This is a genomic window from Streptomyces arenae (genome assembly GCF_022343545.1).
GTDB classification, from domain to species: Bacteria; Actinomycetota; Actinomycetes; order Streptomycetales; family Streptomycetaceae; genus Streptomyces; species Streptomyces humi.
This window is the reverse complement of the sequence record NZ_JAKQYH010000023.1, coordinates 97360-118161: the sequence shown is the minus strand read 5'-3', so window position 1 is coordinate 118161 and position 20802 is coordinate 97360. Positions and strand designations below refer to the sequence as shown.

Below are 20802 nucleotides of genomic sequence, written 5' to 3'. Positions count from 1 at the left end.
ACGTCCCGCGCGCGTAACCCGCGTGGATCTACGCTGAAGCGGAAAGACCCGCAAGCGGAGGGAGCGCACATATGCCTACCGGGAACCCCGAGGGGAAGAAGGTGCCGCCGGACGAGCAGCGCCTGGGACCGGTCCTCCGACGGCGCGGCCAGGTGACCCCGAGCACGACGGACCAGCGGCTGCTGGACGCCGGCGGTCCCTCCGACTGGGTCCACACCGACCCCTGGCGGGTGCTGCGCATCCAGTCGGAGTTCATCGAGGGCTTCGGCACGCTCGCCGAACTCCCGCCGGCGATCAGCGTGTTCGGATCCGCGCGGACGCCGGTGGAGTCGCCCGAGTACGACGCGGGGGTGCGGCTGGGCCGCGGACTGGTCGAGGCGGGCTGGGCCGTCATCACGGGCGGTGGCCCGGGTGCGATGGAGGCGGCCAACAAGGGCGCCCTCGAAGCGGGCGGCGTCTCCGTCGGCCTCGGCATCGAGCTCCCCTTCGAGCAGGGGCTCAACCCCTACGTCGACATCGGCCTCAACTTCCGGTACTTCTTCGTGCGGAAGATGATGTTCGTCAAGTACGCGCAGGGCTTCGTGGTCCTGCCCGGCGGCCTCGGCACCCTCGACGAGCTCTTCGAGGCGCTCACCCTCGTCCAGACCCAGAAGGTCACCCGCTTCCCGATCGTGCTGTTCGGCAGCGCGTACTGGGGCGGTCTGGTCGACTGGCTCACCAACACGCTGGTCGCCCAGGGCAAGGCGGCGGAGAAGGACCTCCTCCTGTTCCACGTCACGGACGACGTGGCGGAAGCGGTCGCCCTGGTCTCGAAGGAAGCGGCCCGCTAGGCGCCGTGCCCGCCGCCCGCCCCGGCCGCCCGAGGCGCAGACCGAGCCGGGCCGGGCGGGCGGGGAGCCGATCTGGCTGGGGCGGGCGGCGGGAGCTGACTTGGCTGGGTCGGGCGGGCGGGGAGCCGATCTGGCTGGGGCGGGCGGCGGGGAGCCGACTTGGCTGGGCCGGGCGTCGGGGGAGCTGACTTGGCTGGGCCGGGCGGCCGGGAGCCGACCTGGCTGGGCCGGGCGGCGGGGGGCCCTGGGGGCCGGGCGCGACCCCCAGGGGTTACGCCAGCCCGCGCCGGGCCACCGCCGGAGGCCGGTGCCCGGCGATCGACGCCACCATGTCCAGCACCTGCCGGGTCTCCGCCACCTCGTGCACCCGGTACACCTGCGCCCCCAGCCACGCCGACACCGCCGTGGTGGCCAGCGTGCCGATCACCCGCTCCTTGACCGGCCGGTCCAGCGTCTCGCCCACGAAGTCCTTGTTGGACAGCGAGACCAGCACCGGCCACCCCGTCTCCACCATCTCGCCCAGCCGCCGCGTCGCCTCCAGGCTGTGCCGCGTGTTCTTGCCGAAGTCGTGCCCCGGATCGATCAGCACGGACTCCCGGGGCACCCCGAGAGCGACGGCCCGCTCGGCCAGCCCCAGGGTCACCCGCAGGATGTCGGCCACCACGTCGTCGTACGTCACCCGGTGCGGCCGGGTCCGCGGTTCGGCCCCGCCCGCGTGCGTGCACACCAGCCCCACCCGGTACCGCGCCGCGACCTCGGCCAGACCGGGATCGACCCCGCCCCACGCGTCGTTCAGCAGATCCGCCCCGGCCTCGCAGACGGCCTCGCCGACCGACGCCCGCCAGGTGTCCACACTGATCACGACGTCCGGGAAGCGCCTGCGCACCTCCGCGACGAACCCGACGGTCCGGCGGGCCTCCTCCGCGGCACTGACCTCCTCGCCGGGGCCGGCCTTCACCCCGCCGATGTCGATGATCGCGGCGCCCTCCGCGACCGCGTGCTCCACGCGCGCGAGGGCAGGCTCGTCACGGAAGGTCGCCCCCTGGTCGTAGAAGGAGTCCGGCGTCCGGTTCACGATGGCCATGATCACCGGCTCGTTCGGCCCGAATTCCCGCCTGCCCAGCCTGAGCATCCCCTGTGACCTCTCGTAGTAAGTCCTTCGGTACGGCCGCCTGCGACCCTAACTGTCAGACTCGCATGGCACGATCGGACCCAGACACATTCGACACCGAGCACACTGAGCACAATGAGTGCTGCTGCACCGAGCTTCATCGAGCCTGGGGGCCACCGCGATGGTTATGTTCCTGTTCCTGGTCGTCGCGCTCGCGGTCGTGGTCGCCGCGGTCACACTCTCCGTGGTGGGCGGCGGCGAGAGCGGACCGCTGCCCGAGGTGGCACCCGAGCGGCTCCAGGACCCGCTGCCCCCGGACCGCCCGGTGAACCGGGGCGACGTGGAGAGCCTGCGCTTCCCGCTCGCTCCGCGCGGCTACCGCATGGCCGACGTCGACGACGCGCTCAGCCGCCTCGGCGCCGAGCTCGCGGAGCGGGACGCCCGGATCGCCGACCTGGAGTCCGCACTGGCCGGCGCCCAGGCCGCGCCGCACCCCGGGCACGCCCCGCACACGTCCCTGGCCAAGCCGGAGCAGGACGGCCGCGCATGACGGCCGGAGCGGCCGTGGCCGGCCCGGACGGGAGACTGCGCTGCCCCTGGGCCCTGTCCACCGAGGACTACGTCACGTACCACGACGAGGAGTGGGGCCGCCCGGTCCACGGCGACGACGCCCTCTACGAACGCCTCAGCCTGGAGGCCTTCCAGTCGGGCCTCTCCTGGATCACGATCCTGCGCCGCCGCCCCACCTTCCGAGCCGCGTTCGCGGGCTTCCAGATCGACAAGGTGGCCGCCTTCACGGACGAGGACCGCGAGCGGCTCCTGGCCGACCCCGGCATCATCCGCAACAGACTCAAGATCGACGCGACGATGGCCAACGCGCAGGTCCTGGCGGAGTGGGCGCCGGGCGAGCTGGACGAGCTGATCTGGTCCCACGCCCCGGCACCGGGGACGTATCCGGCCCCGAAGACCCTGTCCGACGTCCAGCCGGTCACCACGGAGTCGACGGCCCTCTCCAAGGCCCTGAAGAAGCGCGGCCTGCGCTTCATCGGCCCGACGACGGCCTACGCCCTGATGCAGGCCTGCGGCCTGGTCAACGACCACCTGGAAACCTGCGCGGCCCGGAAAGCCCCGTAAGCGACAGCGCCCCGAAGGGGCGGGGAGCTGCGCGACCAGCCCCCACGCACCCGCAGTTCCCCACTGCCCCCTACCGCCCCAGATACTTCGGCTTCTCCTTGTTCACGAACGCCTGCACCGCGATCCCGTGATCCTCGGAGGCCCCCGCGCGCGTCTGCAGCTCGTCCTCCTTGTCCAGCGTCTCGTCGAGGGAGTGCGTGAGCCCGAAGGCCACCGCCTCCTTCAGCGCCGCGTACGCCACCGTCGGCCCCTCCGCCAGCTTCCGCGCGACCTTCTCGCCCTCGGCCCGCAGCTCGGCCGACGGCACGACCTTGTTCGCGATGCCCAGCTCGAACGCGTCCTGCGCGCTGATGCTCCGGGGGAAGAGCAACAGGTCGGCGGCGCGCCCCGGCCCCACCACCCGGGGCAGCGTCCACGACACCCCGGAGTCCGCGGTCAGCGCCACCCCCGCGAACGACGTGTTGAAAGCGGCCGTGTCGGCCACCACCCGGTAGTCCGCGGCCAGCGCGAACCCGAACCCGGCGCCGGCGGCGACCCCGTTGACGGCGGCGACCACCGGCTTCGGCGCCCCCACCAGCGCCCGCACGATCGGGTTGTAGTGCTCCCGGACCGTGGTCATGGTCTGCCCCGCACCCGTCTCCCGGTCGGACGCGAGCAGCGTGATGTGCTCCTTGAGGTCCTGGCCCACACAGAACGCCCGGTCCCCGGCCGCGGTCAGCAGGATCGCCCGGACTGCCGGGTCCGCCGCCGCCTCCCGCGCGGCGTCACGCAGGGCCGCCTTCGTCGCGACGTTCAGCGCGTTCATCGCCTCGGGGCGGTTGAGCGTGATCGTCGCGAGCCCGTCGGTCACCTCGTAGAGCACGGTGTCGGTCATGGTGCGTCCCCTCCGTCGTCTGCGTCGTCGCGGCTGACGTACCGCTCAGTACGTCGATGTCCGAAGGACAGCATGGCGGAGATCGTCGCCGGGGAGCCGGACCCGACGTGTGACCTGCGTCAAAGAAAACCGGAGCCGACTCGGTCGGCGTAAGGACAGACGGCGGCGAAGTATCGCAGCCACATCGCCGAATTGAGTGGTTTTGCTCGCGCGCGTTGCCCAAGCGATGCCTACTGATGTTGGTCATCGGGTCCTGAGATGCGGGATAATGGCTTGGAAGCAATGTGTTCGATGCCGGTGTCGCGTGTCCCCGTCTGGATCACGCGTGCCCTCCAGGGCCGTCGGTAGACGATGAGCTGTTTTCAGGAAGGGGAACGAGCATGGCGGCCATGAAGCCGCGGACGGGTGATGGCCCGCTCGAGGTGACCAAGGAGGGGCGGGGCATCGTCATGCGCGTTCCGCTCGAAGGCGGCGGTCGGCTCGTCGTCGAGCTGACCCCTGACGAGGCCGCGGCGCTCGCCGACGCCCTCAAGAACGTCGTCGGCTGAAGCGTCAGCGACCATACCCTTTCGGACGCCCCGGCACCGCATGCGGTGCCGGGGCGTCGCCGTACCCGGGTCCCGAGAGCGGTGTACCCGGTCCTGCGGAAGCTATCGCTTGACCGCGCACAGCAGTCCGTCGCCCACCGGCAGCAGCGACGGCACCAGCTCCTGGGTCTCACGGACCGTGCGCAGCAGTTCGCGCAGCCGCAGCACCTCGGTGGGCTGCGGGCCGGAGTCGACGGTACGCCCGTTGGCGAAGACGCCCTCGAAGACCACCAGGCCACCGGTGCGCAGAAGGCGCAACGATTCAGCGAGATAGTCGGAGTACTCCTGGCGGTCGCCGTCGCAGAAGACCAGGTCGTAGCCGGCGTCCGCGAGGCGGGGGAGCACGTCGAGCGCGCGGCCGGGGATGAATCGGGCCCGGTTGCTGGCGAAGCCGCAGGCGCGGAAGGCCTGCCGGGCGAACTGCTGGTGCTCCGGCTCGGGATCCACCGTGGTCAGCACGCCGTCCGGCCGCATGCCGTGCAGCAGGTGCATCCCCGACACCCCGCAACCCGTACCGATCTCGGCGACCGCCTTGGCGTCCACGGAGGCGGCGAGCATGCGCAGGGCGGCGCCCGTGCCGGGCGACACCGAGCGCAGCCCTGCCTCGCGGGCCCGGTCCCGGGCCCAGCGCAGCGCCTCGTCCTCGGCGACAAAGGCGTCGGCGAACGCCCAGCTCGTCTGCCGGTTGCCGGTAATGACCCTCTCCTGTCCCCGTGGTTGCCTGGGCGTGACTGTATCCGTTGGCACCGGGAACCTGCTGATGGGACCAGGCGTTTAGAGGGATGGAAGACAGGGCTGGGGGACACGAATGGATCACGACGACGAGACGGTGGTCGATCACCTGCCGACCCGGCCGGACGAGCCGGATCAGCGCAGATCAAATTCTCGTAAAACCGCTTATCCGGTGCTAACGGGCGAGGTGGCTATGGTAGGGGCTCCACTGGACACCACCAGAGCCGACAGGGGAGGTGCGGCCGCGCCTGAGGACCGGGGCGGAGTGCTACGGCGCTTCCTCGGGTCGGCGGGCAGGCCGAAATCCGTGAACGACACCGCTGCTGACCCCAGCCACGCCGAAGCTCTCGCCACGGGCGAGGACCGGACCGCGACCTTCTCCACCGACGCGGACGGGCAGGCATGGACTCCGCCCACGTGGGAGGAGATCGTCAGCACGCACAGCGGCCGCGTCTACCGCCTGGCCTACCGCCTCACCGGTAACCAGCACGACGCGGAGGACCTCACCCAGGAGGTCTTCGTCCGCGTCTTCCGCTCCCTGTCCACCTATTCGCCGGGCACCTTCGAGGGCTGGCTGCACCGCATCACCACCAACCTGTTCCTCGACATGGTCCGCCGCAAGCAGCGCATCCGCTTCGACGCCCTCGGCGAGGACGCGGCCGAGCGCCTGCCCAGCCGCGAGCCCACCCCCTCGCAGGCCTTCAACGACGCGCACTTCGACGCCGACGTCCAGCAGGCGCTGGACACCCTCGCGCCCGAGTTCCGGGCCGCCGTCGTCCTGTGCGACATCGAGGGCCTGTCGTACGAGGAGATCGCCGCGACCCTCGGCGTCAAGCTCGGCACCGTCCGCTCCCGCATCCACCGTGGCCGCTCCCAGCTGCGCAAGGCCCTCGCGCACCGCTCGCCGCAGGCCCGCAAGGCCGAGCGCCGCTCCTTCGTGCCCCGTGTTCCCGCACTGGGAGGAGGGGGCGCGACCGCGTGAGTGGATCACGACCGAAACCCGCCGGGCGACAGTTCGCCGAGCAGCACCTGGGAGACCGACTCTCCGCCCTGGTGGACGGAGAACTCGGCCATGAGTCGCGTGAGCGTGTCCTGGCCCACCTGGCGACCTGTGCCAGGTGCAAGGCCGAGGCGGACGCCCAGCGCGCGCTGAAGAACGTCTTCGCCGAGGCGGCCCCGCCGCCGCCCTCGGAGAGTTTCCTGGCCCGCCTCCAGGGGCTGCCCGCGGGCGGTGACAGCGACGGCGGCTCGCCGTTCGGCGCCGGCCCCTCGGGGCGCCGTACCGACAGCGGGGTCTTCGGCGTGAGCCGGGAGGACCGCTTCGAGTTCGGCTACGTCCCCGTCCGCCCGCACGACCCGGCGGCGGCCGCCGGACGCGGCTTCCGCGTCCACCCCGTCGGCCGTCCGGACAGCGACCGCTCCGCCTCGTTCGGCATGCGGTTCGCGTTCGTGGCCGCCGGCGCGGTCTCGCTGGCCGCCGTCGCCCTCGGCGGGGTCACCGCGGGCCTGCCCGGCTCCCCGGCCGCCGACGCCCGCTCCACCGGCGGAGGCAACGTGACCCCGGCCGGTACCGCCGGCGCGGGCACGGCCGGCACCGCCGACCCGCAGCGCCGCCGCTCGGTCAGCCCCCTGCTGGCGTCCGGCACCCTCGGCGACACGACCGCCGCACCCACCTCGGTGTCCGCCCCGCTGCTGCCCGGCGTCCCCTCCCCGGCCGCCGCCCAGCAGGCACTGCGGGAACTGACCGCCCCGGTGATGGCCGGCGCGGCCGCGGTCTCCCCGCTGATACGACCGCTCACCACCAACGCGCCCTTCTCGCTCACCTCGTGGACCGCCACCCCCGAGGCGACCGGCACCGCCCTGCTCGCCGCACCCCTCCCCGACACCACCTCCGCTCCCTCCCCCTCCCCCTCCGCCCCCCGCGCGGCCCACTGACCACCTGTCGAACGGCCGCTGCACGGCGACCCGCGAACCTGGTTGAATCCTGTGAGCCAGCCATGCCCGTGAGACCCCTCCGGGCAGGGAGCCGACCCTCCGCGACCCCGCCCGCGCCCGGGGACGCGGTCAGCCCGCGGAGAGACCATGGACGAGAGGACACCGACGCCACCGGCGGCGCCCGGCGACGCGGTGCCCGCCGCGGGGGAGCGGGCCGAGGAGACGGCACCGGCCGCACCGGGCACCGCGGACGCCCTCGGGCGCGCCCGACCGGCGCGGGCCCCGGGCGTCGGCGACGGCGACGGCGTCCAGGAGTTGTTCGGGACCGGGGAACGGCAGCGTCCTGACCGGAGCCGGCGCACGCTCGTCGCGGGCGCGCTGGTGCTCGCGGTGGCCTCCGGGATGACCGGCGGGCTGATCGGGGCCTACCTGGAGCGCACCGGCGGCGTGGAGACCGTGGAGCTGCCCCGGCCCGGCCCGCCGCCACCCGGCAGGCCACCGGGCGGCGGCGCCACCGGCCCCGCCACCCACCCGGTCATCGGGATCATCCTCGACATGGACTACCCGGGCGACGGCGCCCGGATCGACGCCGAGGCCGCCGACGGCGGACCCGCCGTCGCCGAGGGAGGCCCCGGGGCGCGGGCCGGCCTGCGGCCCGGCGACGTGGTCACCGGAGTCGACGGACGCCCCGTGCACTCCGGTCCGGAACTGCTCGTCCGCACCCGTGCCCACCGGCCGGGGGACCGGCTGAGCCTCACCGTCGAACGCGCCGGCACCGAGGAGCGGCTCACGCTCGTCCTGGGTCCTGCCGAGGGGACTGACGACGGAACTGCCGACAGGCCTTCCGGTGGGGCTTCCGACAGGAACTGACAGAAACCTCACAGGCGGGACGGCGCCGGTGCCCCGACTAGGCAAACAACCCGGAAAACCGGTCGTACACGCGCAGTCGGACACCTCGGGACGGTACCGGTCGGACAGGTGCGGCGGGTACCGTGGACCCGGCCCGGACCACGGAACACCCGCAACAGCGACCGGAGGGCCGAGGACCGAGGACATCGCAAGGAGCTTCAGGTGTTCAATGACATAGGACCACTCGAGCTGGTGACGATCGTCGTGCTCGCCGTGCTCGTCTTCGGTCCGGACAAGCTCCCGAAAGTCATCCAGGACGTCATGCGGACCATCCGCAAGATCCGGGAGTTCTCGGAGAGCGCCAAGGAAGACATCCGGCAGGAACTCGGCCCGGAGTTCAAGGACTTCGAACTCGAGGACCTCAACCCGAAGACCTTCATCCGCAAGCACCTGGACAACGACGAGCTGGGGCTGAAGGAGATCCGCAACGGCTTCGACCTGAAGAAGGAGATGGCCGAGGTCACCGACTCGGTGCACAGCCGCGAGGCCGACTCGGCCGCCTCGTCCTCGGGCAGCGGTTCCGCGGGCGGCCGGATCGACATGACGAAGAAGCCGGAGGACCCCGGCAAGGACGACCGTCCGCCGTTCGACGCGGACGCCACCTGAGCAGCACCGGACCCCTGGACACGAGCGGCGTACGTGACGCGTTTCATACCGCGCACGCGCCGCTCGAGGCCTGATCGAGCCGCCCGCGCGACCCACCCGCCGGGCGGTTTCGCTGCTGGTCCCAGCGGTGTCGATATGCTGCCGAGTTGTTGTGCGGACCGGACGAGTGCGCCCGAAGGGGGGCGGGCCGCCCCGGACCGACGAGAGCTAGGAGGCGTCCCAGATGGAGACGACAAGTCGGGTGGACGGACAGGCACCGGCCGCGGAGGGCGGACAGCAGTTCCTCTCCGCCCGCCGTACGGTCGACGGCTACCTTGAGGCGCCCTTCCCCTGGTACGGCCTCGACGAGGCGTTCACGGGGCCGCGCTGGCTGATGCAGGTGGGTGCGGCCGCCGACGGCGCGGTGGAGCACGGGTCGATCGGACACGGGGACGAGCCGTCGGTGCGCAACGAGCATCTGGCCGCGTCCGTCGGTGAGCCGCGCGAGAAGTTCGCGGTCGTGGTGACCGTCGCGGCCAGCCCGTCCCGGCGCAGCGCCGACGGAACGGGCCTGCTGGAGGCCACGTCCGTGTCGTCGGCCGCATGGCTGGCGGGGGTCGGGCTGCTGTCCTTCACCTGGCCGGGGCAGATGGACCACAGCCTGCGGGACGACTGGCTGGACCAGCAGACCGAGACGGCGTGGGAGCTGGCCGACGAACTGAGCGGCCCCGAGTGGTCGACGCTCTCGCTGCCGGTGGACGGGGTGGCCACCCCGTTCCACTACCGGGAGTCGGAGTTCGGGTGGGTCCTCGCCGGGTCGACCGAGGCGGGGGTGCACCTGGGAGCGTACGGGCGCGGCATGAGCGCATACGGCCTCGGCTTCGCGGTGATCAAGGACATCACGACGTACGCGTAGAGCGGGGCGGGCCCTGACACGAGCGGTGGCCGGGCCCGGTCGTACCCCGCCTCAGTGGTGCGGCAGCACCTTCAAGAGCCCCGCGACCGCCGCCACTTGGGTGAGAAGCCAGGCGATCTTCGTGGAGAAGCCCCGGATCTGGTAGATCGACAGCAGCAACGCCAGCCGGCTCGGCCACAGCTCCAGCTCGCGCCTGAAAGTCGCCGTGTCCATCCACATGCTGGTGACCGTCAGGACGATCAGCATGAGTACCGAAAAAAGAAGTACCTGGCCGAAGTTCGGATGGGTCGATCTCATGAGCAGCACGAGGATCCCGACCGGCATGGCATAGGCGAAGACCAGGCTGAAGGCGCGAATGGGACTGCTGCTTCCGGGCAGCAGGCGCCACAGTGCACCGAGGGCGAATCCTGCACCGACCCAGGTCAACTGGTATTCAAAAAAGTTCGCGACAGTCTCCGGAATGCCGGTGGGATCATTGGCGAAGTGCAGCCAGTTCCGGGTGTTGTGCAGGTTGATGTACACCAGGCCCGCGCTGGCCGGCAATCCAAAGCAGAAGGCGAGGCGTGCGGCGCGTACGGCATTGTCCCACCAGTGTCCGTCCGGTCCCCAGGCCAAAGCGACCTCCAGCAGGGAAATGTGCTCCGGTGGAGTTTCGCCACCGCAGCCCGCGACCACCCACTGTTGCAGTCCGTGCAACTCGCGCTCCAGTTGCTCGCGGGTGGCACCGCCTCCGCGCCCCTGGTCCGACAGGTAGATCTGGCGGTTCAGGCTGCGATAGCTCTGGGCCTTTTTCGGCAATTCGCGACGGCGCTTCTTGCTCTCCAGGAGATTCGAGTGGAAGCAGTCTCCCAACTGGCCCAGTACGGACATCCTTCGTCCTACGGAAAGAACGAAGTAGAGGGACATGATGTTCAAGGGGATCCAGACCCCGTACAAGGTGGTCACGCCTGCGACATTTCCGCCCTGCACCCCGACCAGGAAAGCGAACACCGCCGTGATCAGCATGACGTCCGGCGTCGCCGGCCACAAGGAAATGCGTTCCGCCTTGCTTTCCCTGGGATTCCGTTGCGCCTCCACGCGAAAATACAGCAGGGAGGCGAGTGCGATGACCGTCAGAATCCAACTGTAGGAGAAGAGCCAGAAGAGGTCGGTGAAGGAGAAGGACGCCATGAATTTGTTCACGTAGGGCGTATCAGTGAAGGAACCACGGCTTTCGGTGAGCCAGTTGACGCGGAGCCACTTGCGCTGGGCCGACCACCAGACGCAGTCGAGCAGAGCCCCCGCGGCCGCTGCGGCCAGAATCGAGGCCGCTGCGACGCAGCGGCCTGGTCTGGTGTCCCACCGGTCTGTCCAGGAGGTGCGGACGAGCCCTCCTTCGCGCGCGAAGCGCCACGCCCAGGCAATCATGGCCGAGATCCAGAGCCACATGGTCGCCAGGCCCACGAGTGCATAGCCGACCAGCCCCCGAACGGTCGGTGCGCCTTTCGCTCCGAGGTTCGCCGACAGGCCGAAGACAGCATGGCCCTTGAGCGCCAGCAGTCCGGCGAGCGCCACCGCGCAAGCGGTTGTGACGACAATGCGGGCCTGGCGGCGCTGGACGTCGTCTGGACCGGTGGGCCGGTCCGTCTCGGTGCCCTGGGCGGCGGACGGCAACGCACGACGCCAGGGACGTGCCACGAGAAGCAGGGCCAGGCCCACGAGAATGCAGATGAGGCTGCGCTTCGATGCCGAGAGGGAATGCCTTGAAATGATCAGAATGAGTGTCAGCGCGATCGCGGCGTTGAGTACGCCCCACTGAACCATCGCGCCTACAGGACTCTCCCCGAAAGCGTCGCCCACCCGCCATCTCGGTCTCCGCGGATACCACCCCGATGCATCCTGCGCAGAGGGGGGATGCGGCTGCCGGGCGCGCAGTGCGGCCAGTACGATCACACACGACGCACACACCCACCAGGTGGCGATGCCCGCCGTCTTCGAGAACTTCTTCTCGTCGAGCAGTGCCATGGAGTGCTGCCCGGAGAGATCGACGTCGAACTTCACCTGAATGGGCTTCTGATCGTCCCATCTCAGATTGTTCGCATCGGCGTACGACGCCTGCGGGGTCGAGCGGTCATCGAAATTCAGCCCGTTCAGCCTTGCTTCGACGTGTTTCCAGCGGAAGCCTTCGAGGCTCGGCGGGCGAAGCGCCACGTTCCACATGTTGTCGTCGGCGTCGACGATCTGCCACGGACCGAGCTGAATGGTGCCGGGATTCTCGATCCAGGCGAACGCGCTGAACTCCACCGTGACCCGCTCCCCGGTGGCGGTCACTTTCGGGTCATGGTCGTGCCATTCGCTGTCGCTGGTGGTTCCCTTCGCGCCCAGTAGAAGACAGCGCATTGCGTGTCTGTACTCTTTGGAATGCTCGCTGAATGTGAGGCTTTTTGCGTAATGCCATTTCCGGGGGACCGCGACCTTGATATCCGAGTACGCCTTGGTGTAATCCTGGTGCGGCTGCGAGAATCCGATGTCGGCCTCGACGGTGGTGGTGCGAAGTTGATGGGTGAAACAGTCGTCGCGCGTGCTCGCCCGGGCCTCCGCAGGCGGGCACCCCCACCATGACGCGGCTACGACGAGCAGTGACAGCATCCGCCACCACCGGATCTTCCGCATTTCTCCACCGCCTCCTCCGCCCCGAATTTAGGCGCACGATCCCTCGTCGCACACCCAGGCGCACGGCGGCAGTCGGGAAACCCACCCCTTCGCCCCAGTCTGCGGAATTGCAGGAAAACTGCCGATGGCTGATAATGGAATCTGATCACCGTCAGTAATCGGACGGAGGGGTTATGGCGGACATAAACGTTTCCGCATCGAGAACGTCACTTCCGCGTTTTGAGGAGGCCGAAGCGCTGGGCCCCCAGGACGCCGAGTTCGTGCGGGATCTGGTGGCGGTGCTGGCGAAGCACGGCAACCTGAACCGTTTCGGTCTCTGCCTGCTGCACGATCATTTCCCCATCGCCGCGGACGAGGTACTGGTCGAGACGAACGACCCCCAGGCCCGCACTCTCCATGCCGGCGTGGAGAAGGTGAACAGCACAGGACACAGCAAGGCCTCGCAATGGCGGTTCGTTCCGCATGCGGACCTCGAGGCCGACGCCACGGCCGAAGGAGACCTCTACCGGGTGATCCAGCTGTGTACGCCGCTCGACCTGTGCCCCAAGCGCGCACACGAACGTGGCGCCGATTGAGCGCGAGCAGGGAAACGGGGGCACATACCGAAAAGGGGGCCACCGTCCCTCGCGGACGGCGCCCCCCTCAGTGGTGACGGCCTCAGAACTTGTTGCGCGGAGTGATCCCCAGGGACATGCCCGAGAGGCCGCGCTGGCGGCCGCCCAGCTTGCCCGCGATGCCGCGCAGGGCCGCGCCCGCCGGGGAGTCGGGGTCGGTCAGGACGACCGGCTTGCCCTCGTCACCGCCCTCGCGGAGGCGCAGGTCGATCGGGATGCTGCCGAGGACCGGGACCGTGGCGCCCGTCGTGCGGGTGAGGCCGTCGGCGACCAGCTGGCCGCCGCCCGTGCCGAAGACGTCGACCATCTCGCCGCAGTGCGGGCAGGGCAGGCCGGACATGTTCTCGACCACGCCGACGATCTTCTGGTGGGTCTGGACCGCGATGGAGCCGGCGCGCTCGGCGACCTCCGCCGCCGCCTGCTGAGGCGTCGTCACGACCAGGATCTCGGCGTTCGGGACCAGCTGGGCCACCGAGATGGCGATGTCACCGGTGCCGGGCGGGAGGTCCAGGAGGAGGACGTCGAGGTCGCCCCAGTAGACGTCCGCGAGGAACTGCTGGAGAGCGCGGTGCAGCATCGGGCCGCGCCAGACCACCGGGGCGTTGCCCGGGGTGAACATGCCGATGGAGATGACCTTCACGCCGTTCGCCGACGGCGGCATGATCATGTTCTCGACCTGGGTGGGACTCCCGTCCGCGCCGAGCATCCGCGGCACGGAGTGGCCGTAGATGTCGGCGTCGACGACACCCACCTTGAGACCGTCGGCCGCCATCGCGGCGGCGAGGTTCACCGTCACCGACGACTTGCCCACGCCGCCCTTGCCGGACGCGACCGCGTACACCCGGGTGAGGCTGCCGGGCTTGGCGAACGGCACCTCACGCTCGGTCTGCCCGCCGCGCAGGGCCGACGCCAGCTCCTTGCGCTGCTCGTCGCTCATCACGTCCAGCGTGACGTCCACCCCGGTGACCCCCTCGACGCGGGAGACCGCCTCGGTGACGCGCTGGGTGATCGTGTCCCTCATGGGGCAGCCGGAGACCGTCAGGTACACGGTGACCGCGACCGCGCCGTCCTCCCCGATCTCCACCGATTTGACCATCCCCAGTTCGGTGATGGGTCGGTTGATCTCCGGGTCGTTCACCGTCGCCAGTGCCTCGCGCACCGCGTCTTCGCTAGCCATACAGACGATGGTACGGCGCGGCACGGGGCCCCTATAACGCCCCTCAACGGTCGTCTACGTCACGCCCCGCCGACCGTTCTGTCGGGAATACCACCTGTCCGTGCCTGCGCTCGTCCATCTCCTTCAGCAGGTCCTGGAGCTCGGAGCGGATCCAGTCACGGGTCGCCACCTCGCCGAGCCCCATCCGCAGCGCGGCGATCTCCCGGGTCAGGTACTCGGTGTCCGCGATGGACCGCTCGTTCTGCTTGCGGTCCTGTTCGAGGTTGACCCGGTCCCGGTCGTCCTGCCTGTTCTGCGCGAGCAGGATCAGCGGGGCCGCGTAGGAGGCCTGCAGGGACAGGGCCAGGGTGAGGAAGATGAACGGGTACTCGTCGAAGCGGAGCCGGCCGGGCGCCGCGATGTTCCACAACACCCAGAGGATGATCACGATCGTCATCCAGACGATGAACCGCCCGGTCCCCAGGAAGCGCGCGATGCGCTCCGACAGCCGCCCGAAGGCCTCCGGGTCCCACTCCGGCAGCAGCCTGCGCCGCGGCGGACGCGGCTGGTCCAGCCGGGGCCCGCGGGAGCGGGTGGTGGCGGTCGCGCCGGCCGGGGTCCGCTCGCGGCCGTTCTCACGCTCGGGCGCCACGGTCCCCCGCCCCCTTCCGTGCCTCGGTCCGCAGCGGCTCCTCCTCCTCGTCCAGGTGGAACTCGGTCTCCCGCCAGTCCTCCGGCAGCATGTGGTCCAGTACGTCGTCCACGGTGACCGCGCCCAGCAGTGACCCCGTCTCGTCCACCACGGGCGCCGCGACCATGTCGTACGTGGCGAAGAACCCGGCGATGACCGGGAGCGTGGCCTCCGGGGTGAGCGGTTGCAGGTCGTCGTCGACGACGAGCGAACTGACCAGGGTGTACGGGGGGTCCCGCAGCAGCCGCTGGAAGTGCACGGTGCCCAGGTACTTGCCGGTCGGCGTCTCGTCGGGCGGGCGGCACACGTAGACCTGGGCGGCGAGGGCCGGCGAGAGGTCGGGGTTGCGGACCCGGGCGAGGGCGTCGGCGACGGTGGCGTCCGGCCGCAGCACGATCGGCTCGGTGGTCATCAGACCGCCCGCGGTGTGCTCCTCGTACGACATCAGCCGCCGCATCTCGGCCGCGTCGGCCGGCTGCATCAGGCTCAGCAGCCGCTCCTTGTCCTGTTCGGGGAGCTCGGCGAGCAGGTCGGCCGCGTCGTCCGGGTCCATGGCCTCCAGGACGTCCGCCGCCCGTTCCTCCTTCAGCTTGCCGAGGATCTCGATCTGGTCGTCCTCGGGGAGCTCTTCGAGCACGTCGGCGAGACGGTCGTCGTCCAGGGCGGCGGCCACCTCGGCGCGCCGCTTGGCGGACAGGTGGTGCAGCACGTTGGCGAGGTCGGCGGGGCGCAGCTGCTCGAAGGTGGCGAGCAGACTCTCGGCGCCCTGTCCGTGCTCCTCCAGGGAGAAGCCGCTGACCTGCGACCACTCGACGGTGATCGACTCGCCCCGGGACCGGCGGAAGGCGCTCCTGCGGCCTTTGCGGACGAAGACCCGGTCGGCCTCCCACTCCCGGCGGGCCGGCCGCTGCTGCACGCCCAGGTCCAGGACGGTGACCTCCTCGCCGGTCTCCACCAGCCGGACACGGCGGTCGAGGAGTTCACCGAAGACCAGGCGTTCGGTGGGCCGCTGCTCGAAGCGGCGGACGTTGAGCACACCGGTGGTGATGACCTGACCGGACTCGACGCTGGTCACCCTGTTCATGGGCAGGAAGATGCGGCGCCGGGTGGAGAGTTCGACGACCAGGCCGAGCAGTCGCGGGGGCTTGCGGCCGACGCGCAGCATGACGACCAGGTCCCTGACGCGTCCCACCTGGTCGCCGTTGGGATCGAAGACGGCGACGCCGGCGAGGTGCGAGACGAAGATCCGGGGAGCGCCGGCTGCCATGGGTTCGCTTCCTTTGCGTGCCGCGTTGCCGATGGATGGGTTTCCTGCCGTTTGTGCCCGCTCGGTGGGCTTCAGGCTAGCCCGTACCGATCGGATACGCCCTGGTGGGCGGTCCGGACGGACTGGCTCCGCCGGGTGGGTGAGGCACCGGTACGCTGCGGTACGCCGTGCCGGACCCCTCTGAAAGGTGGCCCCGTCTGTGACCGCGATCGCTCCGGGCCGTACGCGCCGCGCCGCGCTGCTGACCGCGCTCTGCGCCCTGGCCGTCCTGACGGCGTGCAGCGAGGATCCGGACGCGGGGACGAACGGGGTGGGCAAGCTGTCGGCGGGCGTGATCCAGTCGAGGACCAGGGCCGCGGCGGCTTCGGTGGCGACGGTACGGATGGCGGGGACCGTGGTCACGAGTGGCCGCACGTACGAACTGGACATGCGTCTGAACGAGGACGGCGGGACGGGTTCCGTCACGTCGAAGGGGACGACGTTCCAGCTGTTGCGGGTGGACGACACGCTGTACCTGCAGGCCGACGCGGGGTTCTGGAACCACGCCGACGGCAGTGACACGGCCGCCGCGTCCAAGCTCGACGGCAAGTACGTGAAGGTGCCCCGGACGGACCCCGCGTACAAGAAGTTCAGCGGCTTCACGGACAAGGACCTCCTCCTCTCGGGCCTGCTGACCCTGCACGGTTCTCTCACGACCGACGGGCACCACGAGCAGTCGGGTACCCGCACCATCCGCATCACCGGCGACAAGGGTTCCGGCGGCACGCTCGACGTCTCCCTGGAGGGCAAGCCGTACCCCCTCCGTCTGCAACGCGGCGGCGGCGCGGGCACCCTGACCTTCTCCGACTGGGGTGAGGACTTCAGCGTGGCCGAACCGGAGAAGGGCGAGACGGTGGACTACGGGAAGCAGCTGCCCACGTCGTAGGGGCCCATGTCACAAGGGGGCCCATGTCACAGAGGGATCCCATGTCACAGAGGGGGTCGGCGGGCCGCGTTCCCGTGTTTCCCCGAAGCCGCTAGCGGGACTTCCGGCGTCTCGACAGCAGGCGGGGCAGGCCGGCCGGGACCGGGCGGCGGGTGGTGGCCGGGGACGGCACCGGCGCCTCGGCCAGGTTCCCCTCCGGGACCGGCAGCACCGATCCCGTCGGGGTCAGCCGCAGCACCCTGCACTCGGCCGCCCAGCGGTCCGTCATGGCCTCGCCGTCGGGGGCGTTGAGGCGTTTGCCCTTGAGTTCGGCCACCGCCGCGTCCCACTCGGGGGAGCGGGCCGGCAGTTCCGCCACCGTCGCCGGCCAGGTGACCAGTCGGCCACCCTTGTCCTTGCTGCGGACGGTGACCTCCGCCGTCCCGCCGTCGGCCAGGCCGGACAGCGGCTGCTCGGCGCCGTCGCCGACCAGGAACACGCTCCCGTCGGCCCACACGTGCCACAGCGCACGCGCGGCCGGCGCCCCGGCGGCCCGGACCCAGACGAGGCCGGACTTCTTGGTGGCCTCCTCGACGAGGGCCTGGTCGAGCAGCTCGCTTGTCATGGCGCTCACCCTAACCGGGCCGCTCACAGCCAGCCGTTGCGCTTCAGCGTCCGGTGGATGCCCAGGCAGAGGCAGACCGTGATGCCCATGATGACCGGGTAGCCGTACTTCCAGTGCAGCTCCGGCATGTACTTGAAGTTCATGCCGTACACCCCGCACACCATCGTGGGTACGGCGATGATCGCGGCCCACGCCGTGATCTTCCGCATGTCCTCGTTCTGCGCCACGGACGCCTGCGCGAGGTTGGCCTGGAGGATGGAGTTGAGGAGTTCGTCGAAGCCGACGACCTGCTCCTGGACGCGGGCGAGGTGGTCGGCCACGTCCCGGAAGTACTTCTGGATGTCCGGGTCGACCAGCCGCATGGGGCGTTCGCTCAGCAGCTGCATCGGGCGCAGCAGCGGCGACACCGCCCGCTTGAACTCCAGTACCTCACGCTTGAGTTGGTAGATCCGCGCCGAGTCGACACCGCGCGAGACCCCGCCCCTGCGGCCCGGTGTGAAGACCTCGGTCTCCACCTCGTCGATGTCGTCCTGCACGGCGTCGGCGACCGCGACATAGCCGTCCACGACGTGGTCGGCGATGGCGTGCAGCACGGCCGAGGGGCCCTTGGCGAGCAGTTCGGGGTCGTCCTGGAGCCGGTGCCGCAGCGCCCGCAGCGAGCCCTGGCCGCCGTGCCGGACGGTGATGAAGAAGTCCCGGCCGGTGAAGCACATGACCTCGCCGGTCTCCACGACCTCGCTGTTGGCGGTGAGCTGGTCGTGCTCGACGTAGTGGATGGTCTTGAAGACCGTGAAGAGGGAGTCGTCGTAACGCTCCAGCTTGGGGCGCTGGTGGGCCTGGACCGCGTCCTCCACGGCCAGCGGGTGCAGTCCGAACTCGCTCGCGATACCGGCGAATTCGGCCTCCGTCGGCTCGTGCAGGCCGATCCACACGAACCCGCCGTCCCGGCGCACCAGCCGCATCGCCTCGTGCGGGGTCAGCGGGGTCGCCGTCTCCACACGGGCGCCGTCCCGGTACACCGCGCAGTCGACGACGGCCGACGGCGTACCGGGGTCGCGGGTGGTGTCGTACGCGCCGCTGTCCGGCCGCAGGCTCTTGCGCAGCGAGGGACGGGACGGGCGGACCACGGCGCGCAGGTCGCGGATCATCGACATGGGCAGGCTCCTTCGCGACAGGCAGCGGAAGATCGCCGAGGAACGGGTGGAACTACCCGGAATGAGGACGTCCTGACTGCGGATGTTTGGCGCGTCCACAAAGCGGGGAGCACCGCACCGTTGCGGTGGCGACTTCGCTACTGATTCGGATCAGACGATCAGATCCCGACAGATCCGGAAGGGATCGGTCAGCGGGATCGGCAAGCGAGACGAAGTGCTCTTCCGAACGACGACGCGCACCAAGAGGCGGTAGCCAGCCAGAGAAGAATTCAGCGGCAGGAAGAGCGAGTGGTACTGCACGGGTGACTTCGATCCATGACAGCCCCACCTCCTCCAGCCGGTCCCTCGTAAGGGAGTCCTGTCGGCGTCGGGGTCTGACCGCGACGCTCAGCGTGCTGCCCCGAACCACCGCGGCCAGACTAGCAGCAGCGCTTGGTGTCAAGGCGCCGCTTTGCCCGGAGCTGACGAGTTCTATGCTCACGACATGGTTGATGTTCTTGCTCTGGTCGAGGCCCGGTTGACCACCGCGCTGGGCGAACCGGACGCGCGCGCGGCGGTCACCTTCCTCGGTACGGACCGCATCGAGGTGCTCCGTTTCCACGAGGACCTCCAGGGTGAGAACGTCGTCCGCTACGCCACGCTCGGCATGTCCGCCCACCCCATGACCGACCCCACGGCGATGGTCGCGGACCCCGTCAAGGGACCCCGCGCCGAACTGGTGCTCTCGGTCCGGGCCGGCCTCGCCGAGACCGACAAGGTGCTCCGCGCGCTCGCCGTCCTCGCCGCTTCCCCACAGGTCGAGGGGTTGGTCGTGGCCCCCGGCGCGTCCCTCGACGTCGGCGGACCGCTGTGGCCCGGCGCCCCCTTCACCTCGGTCCTGGTCGGCGAGCCGGGCGGCCTCGTCGAGGATCTGGAGCTGGACGGCCCGCTCGACCCCGTACGGTTCCTGCCGCTGCTGCCCATGACGCCGAACGAGGCCGCCTGGAAGCGGGTGCACGGTGCCCAGCCCCTCCAGGAGCGCTGGCTCGCGAACGGGACGGACCTCAGGGACCCCGCCCGGAACTCCGTCCGCCTGGACTGACCCCTCGAACGGTCGCGAGGGTGAGCAAGCTCACCAAGCGCGCAAGCTCACCAAGCGCCGTCCGGGCGCGGCCAGTTGGCAAAGACCGTGCCGCTGTCATGCCGAGGCGCCGGCGGTGCGGCGTGCGCCGGTCGGGTGATCGTCCTTGACGTGGGGGATTCCGGGTAGGACCGTGGGGCCCTATGAGGGGCGAACCCAGTTGCCCGAAGTGTGGTGGCCGGGTCAGGGCTCCCGGACTCTTCGCCGACACCTGGCAGTGCGACGTGCACGGGACCGTGCATCCGGTCCAGCCCGTGATCCCGCCCAGCGTCGAGGCCCTGGGTGTGGTCGTGCACCGCACCCAGGTACCGGTGTGGATGCCCTGGCCGCTGCCGGTCGGCTGGCTGTTCACGGGTGTGGCCTGCGCCGGTGACGACCGCAGCGGCGGCCGCGCGACCGCCGTCGCCTGCTCCGGACCCGCACCGCTCGGCGGGATAGGGGAGATGATCCTGGTCGCCGAGGAGCTGGGAGTCGGCCTCGGTGCGCGGTACGCGGGCATCGACGCACCGGACCCGGGCCCTTACATGGACGTGGAGAAGCCGCCGCAGGCCAAGGTGCTGGCGGCCGGCCGGCCGACGCCGTTGTGGCACGTCTCCGGGGCGCCGGACGACCGCGCCGTCTTCGCAGGCGAGGCCCGGGGCCTGTGGCTGTGGGCAGTGGTCTGGCCGGAGCAGACCGGGCTGCTGATGTACGACGAACTCGTGCTCACGGATCTGCGGGACGCCGGGGCCGAGGTGGACCTGGTGCCCTGCGGGGCCTTGTCGCCGCGCCTGCTGGAGCCGTGAAGGTCGTGACCCCGGTCGGTCGTCTGCGGGCCGGTGGAGGTGATCGGTCGACGTCTGCGGGCCGGTGGGGGTGAGCGGTCGACGTCTGCGGGCCGGTGGGGGTGATCGGTCGTCTGCGGGCCGGTGGGGGCTGAGCGCGCAGTTCCTCGCGCCCCTACGGGGCGCGTTCCCTGTGGAGGGCGCGTTCCCTGTGGGGCGACTGTATGGGGTGCTCGTGGGCT

At 70.5% G+C, this 20802-nt stretch carries 21 protein-coding genes and 1 pseudogene; 13 read left to right on the top strand and 9 right to left on the bottom strand.

Going from position 1 to position 20802, the window contains the following annotated elements; translation table 11 throughout:
- Positions 1–71: 71 nt before the first annotated feature.
- Positions 72–830 (top strand): TIGR00730 family Rossman fold protein, encoded by a 759-nt coding sequence (locus MB828_RS12480; protein ID WP_301648192.1) that lies wholly within the window; start codon positions 72–74, stop codon positions 828–830.
- A gap of 271 nt (positions 831–1101) precedes the next feature.
- Here the strand turns inward: MB828_RS12480 and folP are convergent, their stop codons facing one another.
- On the bottom strand, positions 1102–1962 hold the full coding sequence (folP, locus tag MB828_RS12475; protein WP_133025441.1) for a dihydropteroate synthase: 861 nt from the start codon (positions 1960–1962) through the stop codon (positions 1102–1104).
- A gap of 160 nt (positions 1963–2122) precedes the next feature.
- On the opposite strand from folP, the gene MB828_RS12470 reads away from it, so the two are divergent.
- Both MB828_RS12470 and MB828_RS12465 read left to right on the top strand, forming a co-directional pair.
- Positions 2123–2491, top strand: a complete 369-nt coding sequence (locus MB828_RS12470) for a DivIVA domain-containing protein (RefSeq protein WP_133025440.1) — start codon at positions 2123–2125, stop codon at positions 2489–2491.
- The gene (locus MB828_RS12465) at positions 2488–3075 is read left to right on the top strand and encodes a DNA-3-methyladenine glycosylase I (RefSeq protein WP_301648191.1); all 588 of its coding nucleotides are present in this window, start codon (positions 2488–2490) and stop codon (positions 3073–3075) included. The genes MB828_RS12470 and MB828_RS12465 overlap by 4 nt, the downstream gene beginning before the upstream one ends.
- Positions 3076–3145: 70 nt before the next feature.
- Here MB828_RS12465 and MB828_RS12460 read toward each other — a convergent pair whose 3' ends face one another.
- Positions 3146–3949 (bottom strand): enoyl-CoA hydratase/isomerase family protein, encoded by an 804-nt coding sequence (locus MB828_RS12460; protein WP_301648190.1) that lies wholly within the window; start codon positions 3947–3949, stop codon positions 3146–3148.
- 380 nt (positions 3950–4329) lie between these two features.
- Between MB828_RS12460 and MB828_RS12455 the strand changes: the two genes are divergently transcribed.
- A complete protein-coding gene (locus tag MB828_RS12455; RefSeq protein ID WP_069751535.1) occupies positions 4330–4497 on the top strand; it encodes a DUF3117 domain-containing protein in 168 nt (55 codons plus the stop codon).
- Positions 4498–4599: 102 nt separating this feature from the next.
- On the opposite strand, the gene MB828_RS12450 is transcribed toward MB828_RS12455, so the two are convergent.
- On the bottom strand, positions 4600–5283 hold the full coding sequence (locus MB828_RS12450; RefSeq protein WP_133025437.1) for an O-methyltransferase: 684 nt from the start codon (positions 5281–5283) through the stop codon (positions 4600–4602).
- A 250-nt stretch (positions 5284–5533) separates the two neighbouring features.
- On the opposite strand from MB828_RS12450, the gene sigE reads away from it, so the two are divergent.
- The 5 genes and pseudogenes from sigE to MB828_RS12425 all read left to right on the top strand — a co-directional run bounded on the left by sigE (position 5534) and on the right by MB828_RS12425 (position 9613).
- Positions 5534–6250, top strand: a complete 717-nt coding sequence (gene sigE, locus MB828_RS12445; protein WP_133025436.1) for an RNA polymerase sigma factor SigE — start codon at positions 5534–5536, stop codon at positions 6248–6250.
- The gene (locus MB828_RS12440; RefSeq protein WP_301648189.1) at positions 6247–7203 is read left to right on the top strand and encodes an anti-sigma factor family protein; all 957 of its coding nucleotides are present in this window, start codon (positions 6247–6249) and stop codon (positions 7201–7203) included. Before sigE ends, MB828_RS12440 begins: the two co-directional genes overlap by 4 nt.
- 513 nt (positions 7204–7716) lie before the next feature.
- A pseudogene (locus MB828_RS46850) lies at positions 7717–8073 on the top strand (PDZ domain-containing protein); the annotation flags it as partial.
- Positions 8074–8274: 201 nt separating this feature from the next.
- Complete coding sequence (locus tag MB828_RS12430; RefSeq protein ID WP_301648188.1) at positions 8275–8718, top strand: sec-independent translocase; 444 nt, start codon at positions 8275–8277, stop codon at positions 8716–8718.
- A gap of 223 nt (positions 8719–8941) precedes the next feature.
- Complete coding sequence (locus MB828_RS12425) at positions 8942–9613, top strand: hypothetical protein (protein WP_301648187.1); 672 nt, start codon at positions 8942–8944, stop codon at positions 9611–9613.
- 51 nt (positions 9614–9664) lie between these two features.
- Here the strand turns inward: MB828_RS12425 and MB828_RS12420 are convergent, their stop codons facing one another.
- Positions 9665–12265 (bottom strand): DUF6185 family protein, encoded by a 2601-nt coding sequence (locus MB828_RS12420; RefSeq protein WP_301648186.1) that lies wholly within the window; start codon positions 12263–12265, stop codon positions 9665–9667.
- 173 nt (positions 12266–12438) lie between these two features.
- Here MB828_RS12420 and MB828_RS12415 point away from each other — a divergent pair, with 173 nt between their 5' ends.
- Entirely contained in the window at positions 12439–12840 is a 402-nt protein-coding gene (locus MB828_RS12415; protein WP_301648185.1) for a hypothetical protein, read from the top strand.
- A gap of 82 nt (positions 12841–12922) precedes the next feature.
- Here MB828_RS12415 and MB828_RS12410 read toward each other — a convergent pair whose 3' ends face one another.
- Genes MB828_RS12410 through MB828_RS12400 form a run of 3 tightly spaced genes read right to left on the bottom strand, consistent with a single transcriptional unit; the run spans position 12923 to position 15993 of the window.
- Positions 12923–14056 carry an Mrp/NBP35 family ATP-binding protein gene (locus MB828_RS12410; RefSeq protein ID WP_133025429.1) on the bottom strand — a complete coding sequence of 378 codons (1134 nt, stop codon included), beginning with the start codon at positions 14054–14056 and terminating at the stop codon, positions 12923–12925.
- 43 nt (positions 14057–14099) lie between these two features.
- Complete coding sequence (locus MB828_RS12405) at positions 14100–14687, bottom strand: DUF1003 domain-containing protein (protein WP_301648184.1); 588 nt, start codon at positions 14685–14687, stop codon at positions 14100–14102.
- Positions 14671–15993: a magnesium transporter MgtE N-terminal domain-containing protein gene (locus tag MB828_RS12400; protein WP_301648183.1), complete on the bottom strand. Its 1323-nt coding sequence runs from the start codon at positions 15991–15993 to the stop codon at positions 14671–14673. Before MB828_RS12400 ends, MB828_RS12405 begins: the two co-directional genes overlap by 17 nt.
- Positions 15994–16192: 199 nt before the next feature.
- On the opposite strand from MB828_RS12400, the gene MB828_RS12395 reads away from it, so the two are divergent.
- A complete protein-coding gene (locus MB828_RS12395; RefSeq protein WP_207920794.1) occupies positions 16193–16918 on the top strand; it encodes a hypothetical protein in 726 nt (241 codons plus the stop codon).
- A gap of 91 nt (positions 16919–17009) precedes the next feature.
- Here MB828_RS12395 and MB828_RS12390 read toward each other — a convergent pair whose 3' ends face one another.
- Positions 17010–17522 (bottom strand): hypothetical protein, encoded by a 513-nt coding sequence (locus MB828_RS12390; protein WP_301648182.1) that lies wholly within the window; start codon positions 17520–17522, stop codon positions 17010–17012.
- Positions 17523–17545: 23 nt separating this feature from the next.
- Positions 17546–18676: a magnesium and cobalt transport protein CorA gene (locus tag MB828_RS12385; protein ID WP_133025426.1), complete on the bottom strand. Its 1131-nt coding sequence runs from the start codon at positions 18674–18676 to the stop codon at positions 17546–17548.
- A gap of 484 nt (positions 18677–19160) precedes the next feature.
- On the opposite strand from MB828_RS12385, the gene MB828_RS12380 reads away from it, so the two are divergent.
- Both MB828_RS12380 and MB828_RS12375 read left to right on the top strand, forming a co-directional pair.
- Complete coding sequence (locus MB828_RS12380; RefSeq protein ID WP_133025425.1) at positions 19161–19757, top strand: suppressor of fused domain protein; 597 nt, start codon at positions 19161–19163, stop codon at positions 19755–19757.
- Positions 19758–19939: 182 nt separating this feature from the next.
- The gene (locus MB828_RS12375) at positions 19940–20581 is read left to right on the top strand and encodes a DUF6758 family protein (RefSeq protein WP_133025424.1); all 642 of its coding nucleotides are present in this window, start codon (positions 19940–19942) and stop codon (positions 20579–20581) included.
- Positions 20582–20802: the final 221 nt, after the last annotated feature.